This window comes from Kitasatospora sp. CMC57, from assembly GCF_045866025.2.
Taxonomy (GTDB): Bacteria; Actinomycetota; Actinomycetes; order Streptomycetales; family Streptomycetaceae; genus Kitasatospora.
In genome coordinates, this window is the sequence record NZ_AP035881.2 from 2402230 (window position 1) to 2415250 (window position 13021).

At 68.0% G+C, this 13021-nt stretch carries 9 protein-coding genes and 1 rRNA gene; all 10 read right to left on the minus strand.

Annotation, left to right across the window (positions count from 1 at the left end):
• Positions 1 to 130 precede the first annotated feature (130 nt).
• Positions 131 to 1654, minus strand: a 16S ribosomal RNA gene (locus ACKUU6_RS10600).
• A 419-nt stretch (positions 1655 to 2073) separates the two neighbouring features.
• Positions 2074 to 3759 (minus strand): ribonuclease J, encoded by a 1686-nt coding sequence (locus ACKUU6_RS10605; protein WP_407988245.1) that lies wholly within the window; start codon positions 3757 to 3759, stop codon positions 2074 to 2076.
• A 175-nt stretch (positions 3760 to 3934) separates the two neighbouring features.
• The gene (gene dapA, locus ACKUU6_RS10610) at positions 3935 to 4834 is read right to left on the minus strand and encodes a 4-hydroxy-tetrahydrodipicolinate synthase (protein WP_407988246.1); all 900 of its coding nucleotides are present in this window, start codon (positions 4832 to 4834) and stop codon (positions 3935 to 3937) included.
• A 228-nt stretch (positions 4835 to 5062) separates the two neighbouring features.
• Positions 5063 to 5791 carry an FAD-dependent thymidylate synthase gene (gene thyX, locus ACKUU6_RS10615; protein WP_407988247.1) on the minus strand — a complete coding sequence of 243 codons (729 nt, stop codon included), beginning with the start codon at positions 5789 to 5791 and terminating at the stop codon, positions 5063 to 5065.
• A complete protein-coding gene (locus ACKUU6_RS10620; RefSeq protein WP_407988248.1) occupies positions 5788 to 6246 on the minus strand; it encodes a hypothetical protein in 459 nt (152 codons plus the stop codon). The genes thyX and ACKUU6_RS10620 overlap by 4 nt, the downstream gene beginning before the upstream one ends.
• A gap of 1 nt (position 6247) precedes the next feature.
• Complete coding sequence (gene dapB, locus ACKUU6_RS10625; protein WP_407988249.1) at positions 6248 to 6988, minus strand: 4-hydroxy-tetrahydrodipicolinate reductase; 741 nt, start codon at positions 6986 to 6988, stop codon at positions 6248 to 6250.
• Position 6989: 1 nt separating this feature from the next.
• Positions 6990 to 8354 carry a M16 family metallopeptidase gene (locus ACKUU6_RS10630; protein ID WP_407988250.1) on the minus strand — a complete coding sequence of 455 codons (1365 nt, stop codon included), beginning with the start codon at positions 8352 to 8354 and terminating at the stop codon, positions 6990 to 6992.
• An 84-nt stretch (positions 8355 to 8438) separates the two neighbouring features.
• Positions 8439 to 10655 (minus strand): polyribonucleotide nucleotidyltransferase, encoded by a 2217-nt coding sequence (locus tag ACKUU6_RS10635; protein ID WP_407988251.1) that lies wholly within the window; start codon positions 10653 to 10655, stop codon positions 8439 to 8441.
• A 420-nt stretch (positions 10656 to 11075) separates the two neighbouring features.
• Positions 11076 to 11366, minus strand: coding sequence for a 30S ribosomal protein S15 (gene rpsO / locus ACKUU6_RS10640; RefSeq protein WP_030462697.1), 291 nt, complete (start codon positions 11364 to 11366; stop codon positions 11076 to 11078).
• 128 nt (positions 11367 to 11494) lie between these two features.
• Positions 11495 to 12952, minus strand: a complete 1458-nt coding sequence (gene eccD / locus ACKUU6_RS10645) for a type VII secretion integral membrane protein EccD (protein ID WP_407988252.1) — start codon at positions 12950 to 12952, stop codon at positions 11495 to 11497.
• Positions 12953 to 13021 lie beyond the last annotated feature (69 nt).

Consider the following 13021-nt stretch of genomic DNA (forward strand, 5'->3'; position numbering starts at 1 on the left):
TCACCGACCCACTTTCCACGCCGAAGCAGTACTTGTGAGGCCAACAGACCGTGTGTGCCGAATAGTCAACGTTCCACCCATGAGCAACCAACCGAGAGCATTCGTCCCGGTCTGGCTATGTGCTCCTTAGAAAGGAGGTGATCCAGCCGCACCTTCCGGTACGGCTACCTTGTTACGACTTCGTCCCAATCGCTGGTCCCACCTTCGACGGCTCCTCCCCTCACGGGTTAGGCCACCGGCTTCGGGTGTTACCGACTTTCGTGACGTGACGGGCGGTGTGTACAAGGCCCGGGAACGTATTCACCGCAGCATGCTGATCTGCGATTACTAGCAACTCCAACTTCATGGGGTCGAGTTGCAGACCCCAATCCGAACTGAGGCCGGCTTTTTGGGATTCGCTCCGCCTCGCGGCATCGCAGCCCTTTGTACCGACCATTGTAGCACGTGTGCAGCCCAAGACATAAGGGGCATGATGATTTGACGTCGTCCCCACCTTCCTCCGAGTTGACCCCGGCAGTCTCCTGTGAGTCCCCATCACCCCGAAAGGCATGCTGGCAACACAGAACAAGGGTTGCGCTCGTTGCGGGACTTAACCCAACATCTCACGACACGAGCTGACGACAACCATGCACCACCTGTATACCGACCACAAGGGGGCGACTATCTCTAGCCGTTTCCGGTATATGTCAAGCCTTGGTAAGGTTCTTCGCGTTGCGTCGAATTAAGCCACATGCTCCGCTGCTTGTGCGGGCCCCCGTCAATTCCTTTGAGTTTTAGCCTTGCGGCCGTACTCCCCAGGCGGGGAACTTAATGCGTTAGCTGCGGCACCGACGACGTGGAATGTCGCCAACACCTAGTTCCCAACGTTTACGGCGTGGACTACCAGGGTATCTAATCCTGTTCGCTCCCCACGCTTTCGCTCCTCAGCGTCAGTAATGGCCCAGAGATCCGCCTTCGCCACCGGTGTTCCTCCTGATATCTGCGCATTTCACCGCTACACCAGGAATTCCGATCTCCCCTACCACACTCAAGCCTGCCCGTATCGAATGCAGACCCGGGGTTAAGCCCCGGGCTTTCACAACCGACGCGACAAGCCGCCTACGAGCTCTTTACGCCCAATAATTCCGGACAACGCTCGCACCCTACGTATTACCGCGGCTGCTGGCACGTAGTTAGCCGGTGCTTCTTCTGCAGGTACCGTCACTTGCGCTTCTTCCCTGCTGAAAGAGGTTTACAACCCGAAGGCCGTCATCCCTCACGCGGCGTCGCTGCATCAGGCTTTCGCCCATTGTGCAATATTCCCCACTGCTGCCTCCCGTAGGAGTCTGGGCCGTGTCTCAGTCCCAGTGTGGCCGGTCGCCCTCTCAGGCCGGCTACCCGTCGTCGCCTTGGTAGGCCATTACCCCACCAACAAGCTGATAGGCCGCGGGATCATCCTGCACCGCCGGAGCTTTCCACCAACCCCCATGCAGAGGAAGGTCATATCCGGTATTAGACCTCGTTTCCAAGGCTTGTCCCAGAGTGCAGGGCAGATTTCCCACGTGTTACTCACCCGTTCGCCACTAATCCACTCCGAAGAGCTTCATCGTTCGACTTGCATGTGTTAAGCACGCCGCCAGCGTTCGTCCTGAGCCAGGATCAAACTCTCCGTGAATGTCTGCGAGTAATCTCGCGAGCCACTCGCGTTGAGCGGCACGGCAACCACCGGAATAGGCGGCCCCGCGCACTGCGTCCTCGCTAGTGTTTTACTTCATAAAGGAATCTCCAACCCCACAAAGTGAGGCCGGGGATGTCAACATATCTGGCGTTGACTTTTGGCACGCTGTTGAGTTCTCAAGGAACGGACACTTCCTTCGAGCCGCTTATCAGGCGGACCCTCCGGGCGCTTCGTTCGTGTTTCGAGCTTATCATATTCGCCATTCGGCGCTTTCCGATTCACTCTGCCTTTCGGCACTCCCGAACTCTATCAGAGTTTCTCGGGCTGCTTTCCCTTCTCGAATTCAATTCGAGCGGTACCAGCACGTGCTTGGGGCAACCCGGAGAACATTACGCACCGGGTTGCCCCACGTCAAATCAGACCTCGACGACGACCGGAAGGATCATCGGACGGCGGCGGTAGTTGTCCGCCACCCACTTGCCGATGACGCGCCGGACCTGCTGCTGGATCTGCCGGACCTCGAGCACACCGTCGCTCGCCGAGCGGTCCAGGGCCTCCTGGAGCTTGGAGACGACCGGGCCGAACGAGTTGTCGTCGATGCCGGAGCCACGCGCCTGGATCGTCGGGCCGTTCACGATCTTGCCGTTGGTGGAGTCGACCACCACGAAGACCGAGATGAAGCCCTCCTCGCCAAGGATCCGGCGGTCCTTCAGGGTGGGCTCGGTGATGTCGCCGACCGAGGAGCCGTCGACGTACACGTACCCGGCCTGGACCTTGCCGACGATCTTGGCGACGCCGTTCTCGAGGTCGACCACGACGCCGTCCTCGGCGATGACCGTGCGGTTCTTCGGCACACCGGTCTTGATGCCGAGGTCGGCGCAGGCCCGCAGGTGGCGCCACTCGCCGTGCACCGGCATCAGGTTCTTCGGCTTGCAGATGTTGAAGAAGTAGAGCAGCTCGCCGGCCGAGGCGTGGCCCGAGACGTGCACCTTGGCGTTGCCCTTGTGGACGACGTTGGCGCCCCAGCGGGTCAGGCCGTTGATGACGCGGTAGATCGCGGTCTCGTTGCCGGGGATCAGCGAGGAGGCCATGATCACGGTGTCGCCCTCGACGATCCGGATCTGGTGGTCCCGATTGGCCATCCGGGACAGCGCGGCCATCGGCTCGCCCTGGGAGCCGGTGCAGACCAGGACGACGTCCTTGTCCGGCAGGTCGTCCAGGGTCTTGACGTCGACGATCATGTTGCCCGGCACCTTGAGGTAGCCGAGGTCACGGGCGATGCCCATGTTGCGGACCATCGAGCGGCCGACGAAGGCCACCTTGCGCTTGTGCTCGTGCGCGGCGTCCAGCACCTGCTGGATGCGGTGCACGTGGCTGGCGAAGGAGGCCACGATGATGCGCTTGTCCGCGTTGGCGAAGACGGTGCGCAGCGCGGCGGAGATGTCCCGCTCGTGCGGGATGAAGCCGGGGACCTCGGCGTTGGTGGAGTCCACCAGCAGCAGGTCGATGCCCTCCTCGGCCAGCTTGGCGAAGGCGGGAAGGTCGGTGAGCCGGCCGTCCAGCGGCAGCTGGTCCATCTTGAAGTCACCGGTGGCGACGACCATGCCGCCCGAGGTGCGGACGGCGACCGCGAGCGCGTCCGGGATGGAGTGGTTGACCGCGATGAACTCGCAGTCGAAGGGGCCGATGCGCTCGCGCTCGCCCTCCTTGACCTCCAGCACGTACGGGCGGATCCGGTGCTCGGCGAGCTTGGCCTCGATCAGGGCGAGGGTGAGCTTGGAGCCGATCAGCGGGATGTCCGGGTTCTCCCGGAGCAGGTACGGGACGGCCCCGATGTGGTCCTCGTGACCGTGAGTCAGGACGATGCCGTCGATCTTGTCGAGCCGGTCCCGGATGGATGAGAAGTCCGGCAGGATCAGGTCGATGCCGGGCTGCTCGTCCTCGGGGAAGAGCACGCCGCAGTCGATGATGAGCAGGCGGCCCGCGTGCTCGAGCACGGTCATGTTGCGACCGATCTCGCCGAGCCCGCCGAGCGGGGTGATGCGTACGGCGCCCGGCTTGAGAGCGGGGGCTGCGCCGAGTTCCGGATGCGGGTGACTCAAAAGACTCTCCTTACGACGCACGCCACATGCCGAGGGGTTCGCGCCCTGGGGGCATGTGGCGTACGTGCTTCGATGGTTTCCTACTTGCCAGGTCCTGGTGCTTCGTGCCGTCGTTCCGGTTCAGCGGCAGACCTCGGGAGGTCCGGCGAGCCGGGGGCACGCACGTCTTGTCTTGCTACAGGTGTACCCCGCCGGCGGCGAGATCCTTCCTCAATTGCGCGATCTCCTCCGGCGTGGCGGAGACCAGCGGCAGCCGGAGCGGTCCTGCCGGGTGACCCTGCAGGGTGAGCGCGGCCTTGCTGAGGATCACGCCCTGGGTCCGGAACATACCGGTGAACACCGGCAACAGACCCTGGTGGATCGCGGTGGCCTTGGCCACGTCACCCGCCTGGTACGCGTCCAGGAGCGCCCGCAACTCGCCGGCCACCACGTGGCCGACCACGCTCACCACGCCGACCGCGCCGACCGACAGCAGCGGCAGGTTGAGGACGTCGTCCCCGGAGTACCAGGCCAGGCCACTGCGGGCGATCGCCCAGGAGGCCGCGCCGAGGTCGCCCTTGGCGTCCTTGTTGGCCACGATCCGGGGGTGCTCGCCGAGCCGGACCAGGGTCTCCGTGCTGAGCGCGACACCGCTGCGGCCGGGGATGTCGTAGAGCATCACCGGGAGCTCGGTGGCGTCCGCGATGGTGACGCTGTGCCGGTACAGGCCCTCCTGCGGGGGCTTGCTGTAGTACGGCGTGACCACCAGGAGCCCGTGGGCGCCGGCGGCCTCGGCCTGCCGGGCCAGCTCGACGCTGTGGTGGGTGTCGTTGGTGCCGACCCCCGCGACGACGTGGGCCCGGTCCCCGACCGCCTCCACCACCGCGCGGACCAGCTGGGCCTTCTCGGCGTCGCTGGTGGTCGGGGACTCGCCGGTGGTGCCGTTGATCACCAGGCCGTCGTTGCCGGAGTCCACCAGGTGGGTGGCGAGGCGCTGCGCGCCGTCGAGGTCGAGGCCGCCGTCGGCGGTGAACGGGGTGACCATCGCGGTCAGGACCCGGCCGAAGGGCGTCTGGGAGGTGGAGGTCGGAGCCATGCGTCCAAAACTACTCGTAGGCGGCCGGGGGGTATCCAGGCCGGTCCAGGGTTCGGACAGGTGAGGGGTGTCGCGGAGCTGTCGTCAGCTCCCCGGCGATGGGATTCCGGTGCTGCTTGCTCGGGGGTTCAAGCAGCACCGGAATCCGTGACCTGAGCCTAGGGAGCGCCCCGGGGGGTCGCAATCCAGACCTGCCGAGCGGGCCACTCAAATGCCCGTCCGGCCAGGTCAGGGGGCTACGCGGCCGTGCTTCTCGAAGGCTGCATGGGTGAGCGGCATGAGCTTGGCCCACTCCGCCTCCATGCCCTCGGCGACCATCTCGATCTCGCGCTGCGGGAAGGACGGCACGGTGGCGTTCTCCTTCTTGGTCCGGAGCGAGAGGAAGTGCATCAGCGAGCGCGCGTTGCAGGTCGCGTACATCGAGGAGAACAGCCCGACCGGCAGCACGGCCCGAGCCACCTCGCGGGCGACGCCGGCGTCCAGCATCTCCTGGTACGCGGTGTAGGAGGCCCGGTAGGACGCCTCCATCGCCTCGGCGGTGACCTTGGCCTGCTCCGGGGTGCCGTCGACGAACTCGTAGCGGCCGGGACGGCCCTGCTGGACCAGCTTGCGGTCCTCGCCCGGCACGTAGAAGACCGGCTGCAGGTTGCGGTAGCGGCCGGACTCCTCGTTGTAGGACCAGCCGCTGCGGTGGCGGTGGAACTCTCGGAAGACGAAGATCGGCGCACTGATGAAGAAGGTCATCGAGTTGTGCTCGAACGGCGTGCCGTGGCGGTCGCGCATCAGGTAGTTGATCAGACCGGTGGACTTCTCCGGGTCCTGCTGGAGCGCCTCCAGGGACTGCTCGCCGGCGGTGGAGACCCGGGCCGCCCAGATCACGTCCGAGTCCTGGGCCGAGCTGCGGACCAGCTCGACGGTCACGTCACTGCGGAAGACAGGTCCTGCTGCGTCGCTCACGCGTTGCTCCTTGCGTCGGTGCTGCCGTGCAGCTTGATGGCGTGCTGCATGGTCTTTCGGGCCCGCGGCGTGTCACCGGCGTCGGCGTACGCCACGGCGAGGCGGAAGTACACCCGCCAGTCCCCCGGGCTCTGCTCGGCCTCGGCCTGGCGGCGGGCGAACACCTCGTCGGCCGAGGCACGGTCGATCCGGCCGCCGTCGGTGCGGCGCAGCTCGTCCACCGGCAGGCCGCCCTCGGCCTCCAGCTCACGGGCCAGCTGCTCGCTGGCCCGGCCGAAGCGGACGGTCTGTCGGAGGAACCAGACGCCGACGGCGGGGATGACGAAGGCGCACACGCCCAGGCCGATGCCGAGCGGCTTGCCGGTGGCGATGAGCTGGACGCCCTCGCCGACGCAGATCACCGAGACCAGCAGCAGCGCGGCCGAGAGCAGGAAGAAGCCGGTGCGTGAGGTCATCTCAGAGGTCCATGAAGTGTTCGAGGCCGATGGTCAGTCCCGGCGTCTCGACCACCTTCCGCACGCCGAGCAGGATGCCCGGCATGAAGCAGCTGTGGTGCAGCGAGTCGTGACGGATGGTCAGCGTCTCGCCGCTGTCACCGAGCAGCACCTCCTGGTGCGCCAGCAGGCCGCGCAGCCGCACCGAGTGCACCGGCACGCCGTCCACGTCGGCGCCCCGGGCGCCGGGCAGGCCGTGCGTGGTCGGGTCGCTCTGGCGGGGCAGGCCGGCCGCGTCGCGGGCGGCGGCGATCAGCTGGGCGGTGCGGGTGGCGGTGCCGCTGGGGGCGTCCGCCTTGTTGTTGTGGTGCAGTTCGACGACCTCGACGGTCTCGAAGTACTTCGCGGCCTGCTGGGCGAACTTCATCGAGAGCACGGCGCCGATCGAGAAGTTCGGCGCGATCAGCACACCGACCCCGGGTGCCTCGGCGAGCCAGCCGCGCAGGGTGGCGAGGCGCTCCTCGGTCCAGCCCGTGGTGCCGGTGACCACGTGGATGCCGTTGCGGACGCAGTACTCCAGGTTGGCCATCACCGCGTCGGGGTGGGTGAGTTCGACGGCGACCCGGGTGCCCTTCAGCTCCTCCAGCGGGGAGTTCCGGTTCAGGGCGGCGGTCAGCTCCAGGTCGGCGGCGGCCGTGACGGCCTTGACCGCCTCGGAGCCGATCCGGCCGGTGGCGCCGATCACGGCGACGGACAGCGACATCTCAGTAGTCCTCTCGGGCCAGCAGGCCGGCGAGCGCGTCCGCCCGCTTCTTGGTGATCGGGCCGATCAGCGCGAGCGAGGGCCTGTACCGCCCCAGCACATCACGTGCCACCGCGTGCACGTCGTCCAGGGTGACCGAGGCGATCTTCTCCAGCATGTCGTCCACCGACAGGTGGTGGCCGTAGCTGAGTTCGGCCTTGCCGATCCGGTTCATCAGCGATCCGGTGTCCTCCATGCCGAGCACGGTGGAGCCGGAGATCTGCCCGATCGCGCGGGTCAGCTCCTCCTCGGTGATGCCGTCGGCGACCACCTTGGCGAGCTCCTCTCGGCAGATCCGCAGCACCTCCTCGACTCGCTTGGGCTGGCAGCCGGCGTAGATGCCGAACAGGCCGCTGTCGGCGTATGAGGAGGAGTACGAGTAGACCGAGTAGGCCAGCCCGCGCTTCTCCCTGACCTCCTGGAACAGCCGGGAGCTCATGCCGCCGCCGAGGGCGGCGTTCAGCACGCCGAGCGCCCAGCGGCGTTCGTCGTGCCGGGGCAGGCCGGGGACGCCGAGCACCAGGTGGGCCTGCTCGGTGGAGCGGTTGAGCACCTCGACCCGGCCGGCCGTACGGACCGCGCGGACGCCACGGTTGACCTCGGCGGGGTGGCCGTTCGACTTCTCCAGCACCGGCGCGAAGGCCTTCTTGACCATCCGGACCACGCGGGCGTGGTCCAGGTTGCCCGCTGCGGCGACGACCAGCTGCTCGGGCTTGTACCGGCGGTGGAAGAAGCCCGCGATCTGGTCCCGGGTGAGCGCCTTGACGGTCTCCTGGGTGCCCAGGATCGGGCGGCCGAGCGGCGAGTCGCCGAAGAGCACCTTGGCGAACAGGTCGTGCACCACGTCGCCCGGGTCGTCCTCGGCCATCGCCATCTCCTCGAGGATGACGCCGCGTTCGGCCTCCACGTCCTCGGGGCGGATCAACGAGCCGGTGAGCATGTCGCAGACCACGTCGATGGCCAGCGGCAGGTCGGTGTCCAGCACCCGCGCGTAGTAGCAGGTGTTGTCCTTGGCCGTGAAGGCGTTCATCTCGCCGCCGACCGCGTCGAGCGCGGCCGAGATCTCCAGCGCGTCGCGCCGGGCGGTGCCCTTGAAGAGCAGGTGCTCCAGGTAGTGCGTGGCGCCGTTCAGCGCCGGGGTCTCGTCCCGGGAGCCGACCCCGACCCAGATGCCGAAGGTCGCGGAACGGACCGTCGGGAGGGTCTCGGTGACGACCCGCAGACCGCCGGGCAGGACGGTACGGCGTACCGTGCCGGCCCCGTCGACGCCCTTGAGCAGGGTCCGGGTGGTGCCGGGGCGCTGCTGCGCCGCGGAGGCCTGAGCCACGGGCCTTCCTTCCAGAAATCGCGAACAACAGGGTGCGGCCCGCGCACTCCGAGGAGTGCGCGGGCCGCGGGGACTAACGGTGCGTCACTCGGAGGCCGGAGCGGCGTCCTCGACGCCCTCCTCGCCCTCGACGACGGGGATCAGCGAGAGCTTGCCGCGCGGGTCGATCTCGGCGATCTCGACCTGGACCTTGGAGCCGACGGCCAGCACGTCCTCGACGTTCTCCACGCGCTTGCCACCGGCGAGCTTGCGGATCTGCGAGATGTGCAGCAGGCCGTCCTTGCCCGGCATGAGCGACACGAACGCGCCGAACGTCGTGGTCTTCACCACGGTGCCCAGGTAGCGCTCGCCGACCTCCGGCATGGTCGGGTTGGCGATCTGGTTGATCGTCGTACGGGCAGCCTCCGCCGAAGGACCGTCGACCGCACCGATGTAGATGGTGCCGTCGTCCTCGATGGTGATGTCCGCGCCGGTGTCCTCCTGGATCTGGTTGATCATCTTGCCCTTCGGGCCGATGACCTCACCGATCTTGTCCACCGGGATCTTGATGGTGATGATGCGCGGGGCGTTCGGCGACATCTCGTCCGGAGTGTCGATCGCCTCGTTCATCACGTCCAGGATGTGCAGACGCGCGTCCTTGGCCTGCTTGAGGGCGGCGGCCAGGACCGAGGCCGGGATGCCGTTCAGCTTGGTGTCGAGCTGCAGCGCGGTGATGAAGTTGCGGGTACCGGCGACCTTGAAGTCCATGTCACCGAACGCGTCCTCGGCACCGAGGATGTCGGTCAGCGTGACGTAGTGCGTCTCGCCGTCGATCTCCTGCGAGATCAGGCCCATCGCGATACCGGCGACGGCGGCCTTGAGCGGCACACCGGCGTTCAGCAGCGACATGGTCGAGGCGCAGACCGAGCCCATCGAGGTGGAGCCGTTGGAGCTCAGCGCCTCGGAGACCTGGCGGATCGCGTAGGGGAACTCCTCGCGGGTCGGCAGCACGGGCAGGATCGCCCGCTCGGCCAGCGCGCCGTGGCCGATCTCGCGGCGCTTCGGCGAACCGACGCGGCCGGTCTCGCCGACCGAGTACGGCGGGAAGTTGTAGTTGTGCATGTAGCGGCGACGCGTCTCCGGGGAGAGCGTGTCGAGCTGCTGCTCCATCCGGAGCATGTTGAGGGTGGTGACGCCCAGGATCTGGGTCTCGCCACGCTCGAACAGCGCCGAGCCGTGCACCCGCGGGATCGCCTCGACCTCGGCGGCCAGCGTACGGATGTCCGTGACGCCACGGCCGTCGATGCGGACCTTGTCGGTGATGACGCGCTCGCGGACGATCTTCTTGGTCAGCGCGTTGTACGCGGCGCTGATCTCCTTCTCGCGGCCCTCGAACTTCGGGAGCAGCTTGTCGGCCGCGACGACCTTGATGCGGTCGATCTCGGCGTTGCGCTCCTGCTTGCCGGCGATGGTGAGCGCCTTGGCCAGGTCGCCCTTGACGGCGTCCGAGAGGGCGGCCAGCACGTCGTCCTGGTAGTCCAGGAAGACCGGGAACTCGCCGGTGGGCTTGGCGGCCTGGGCGGCCAGCTTCGCCTGCGCGGCGCACAGCACCTTGATGAACGGCTTCGCGGCCTCGAGACCGGCGGCCACGACCTCCTCGGTCGGGGCCTCGGCGCCGTCGGCGACCAGCTTGATCGTCTTGGTGGTGGCCTCGGCCTCCACCATCATGATCGCGACGTCACCGTCGGCCAGCGCGCGGCCGGCCACGACCATGTCGAAGACGGCGTCCTCAAGCTCGGTGTGGGTCGGGAAGGCCACCCACTGACCCTTGATCAGCGCGACGCGGACGCCACCGATCGGGCCGGAGAAGGGCAGGCCCGCCAGCTGGGTGGACGCCGAGGCGGCGTTGATGGCCACCACGTCGTACAGGTGGTCGGGGTTGAGCGCCATGATCGTGCAGACGACCTGCACCTCGTTGCGCAGGCCCTTGACGAAGGACGGGCGCAGCGGGCGGTCGATCAGGCGGCAGGTGAGGATCGCGTCCTCGGAGGGCCGGCCCTCACGACGGAAGAACGAACCGGGGATCCGGCCCGCGGCGTACATCCGCTCCTCGACGTCGACCGTCAGCGGGAAGAAGTCGAAGTGCTCCTTCGGCTGCTTGGAGGCGCTGGTGGCCGACAGCACCATGGTGTCGTCGTCCAGGTAGGCCACGGCCGAGCCGGCGGCCTGACGGGCCAGCCGACCGGTCTCGAAACGGATGGTACGGGTGCCGAAGCTGCCGTTGTCGATGACGGCCTCGGCGTAGAACACGTTCTCTTCCACCTGGAAGATCTCCTCTTTCGTACGGTTCCCGAGGAGCGCCCCTGCGCTTGCCTTCCGGCGGGCCCTGGGCAGTTCGGGCCGGTCTTCGATCGAAGCCTCCGGGCTGTCCCTCTCACTGGGGACTCCCGACGGCCACTACCGAGGACCGGCGCCTCTCGGCTGCCTGGTCGGCGGTCGCGTGTGGACGCTCCTTGGGACGCGGGCGGCTTCCGTTTGAAGCCTTCGGCCCGCTCGGTGATGTCTCTGCTGCCACGGTTCGGCCGACTCGCTGTCGGCGTCATGACCGGGCATGCCCCTCACCTTACAAATTCACACCCTACTCAGCCTGCCATTACCACGCGTGTGGTGCGGCGGACCGGGTGGTGCATGCAGCGAGGGGCGGCTCCCCGGTGACGGGGAGCCGCCCCTGACGCGGCGGTCTTAGCGGGCGCCGCCGGCGGCACCGCGGCGGATGCCGAGGCGGTCCACCAGGGTACGGAAGCGCTCGATGTCCTTCTTGGCCAGGTACTGGAGCAGCCGGCGGCGCTGGCCGACCAGGATCAGCAGGCCACGACGCGAGTGGTGGTCGTGCTTGTGGAACTTGAGGTGCTCGGTCAGGTCCGAGATCCGGCGGGAGAGCATGGCGACCTGGACCTCGGGGGAGCCGGTGTCGCCCTCCTTCTGGCCGAACTCGGCGATGATCTGCTTCTTGACGTCAGCGGCGAGAGCCACGGCATCTCCTTCAAGGTTTCCGAGTGACCCTGGTAGACGGCACAGGGATCTGACTGAACTCGGACTGCCCAAGAGTACCAGCGCCCGCCGTCCCCCCTGACCGGGGGTGACGGCGGGCTCCGGGGTGCTCAGCTGGTGGCGCCGCGCACCAGGCCGTAGATGTCGAGGACGGCCAGCGCGAGCGGGACCAGCGCGATCAGCATCACGCTGTCCACCATGTCCAGGATGCGGCCCCAGAACGGCGAGACGCCGGACTTCGGGACGACCAGCGCGATGCCGGTCAGGATGGCCGCACCGGCCGCGATCGAGGCGGTCAGCCAGACCGTGCGCAGGTCCACCGAGGTGGAGCTGGTGGCGGTCAGGATGAAGTGCGGGGTGTGCAGCGAGAGACCGATCACCAGCAGTGCCAGGCCGGCCAGACCGGCGATGGTCAGCGCGAAGACCTGGCCGGTGTAGCGGAACAGCCGGGCCCGCAGCATGGTGGTCATGCCGACCGCGAGGGCGAGCAGCTCGGCCCAGGTCCGGTCGCTGAAGCCGAGCACGGCGCACGAGCCGACCAGCACCGCGGCGCAGCCGCCGACCAGGCCGACCAGCACCTCGTGGCCGCGGCGGGCCTGGTGGGCGATCCGCTCGTACTGGACGGCCTCCGCGCGGCCGGCCTCCTCGGCGTAGCCGGCGCTGCGGGTGCTGGTCTGGCCGGGGGCGTTGAAGCCGACCGGGAGGCGGGCGAAGCGGGCCGAGAGGGCGGGCAGGAAGCCGATCGCGGCGACCGCGGCGACGGCGGTGACGGCCGCGATGTCGGTGGCCGAGGTGTCGGACATCAGCACGGCGGCGAACGAGGCCAGGGTGCCGGCGGCGGCCAGGAAGGAGGAGGCCACGAAGACCGAGTCCTTCTCCGGCAGCAGGCCCACCAGCAGCACCGAGACCACCAGCATGGCGACGCAGCCGATCAGCAGCTGGATCCGGCCGGGGCCGCCGCCCGCGGTGGAGACCGCGATGACACCGGAACCGGCGATCAGGGCGTGCGGCAGCGAGCCGAGGCCGAGCGCGAGGGCCGCATCGTGGTCCTCGTACACCCGGGCGCGGACACCGGCGAAGGTGACCAGCACGACGGCGATCACGCCGGACAGGATGCCGGGCAGGCCGTTCATGTCGTGGTGCAGGTCGGCGAACCAGAGCGCGAAGCCGAGCAGGCCGAGCAGCACCCCCGCGCCGACCAGGCCGAAGGCGCGCATCAGCTCCGGGCCCCAGAACCGGCGGTCGGCGGCGACCGCGCTGGCGATCGCGTCGGCCACGTCGTCGTAGACGGCCGGCGGCAGCGACTCGGCGAACGGACGCAGGCTGAGCAGGTCGCCGTCCCGGATCTGCTGGGCGGCCAGCGGCAGCCCGCTGTCCAGCACGGTGCCGTCCCGGCGGACCAGGTGGAATCCGGTCGGTGCGCCGTCCACCTGGGTCTGGCCGGACAGGCGCAGCACCTCGGGGTAGATGTCCGCGAGCGGTACGTCCTCCGGCAGTGCGACGTCGATCCGGCTGTCCGGTGCCACGACGGTGACCCGGCAGAATCCGGTCGTAGCGTTTGAGCTCACCGGCACTTCCCCCTGTTGCTGTGTCCGTTGGTCAGCTTGACGCCCCCGGCGGGCCGTCGCCCGTCTTCT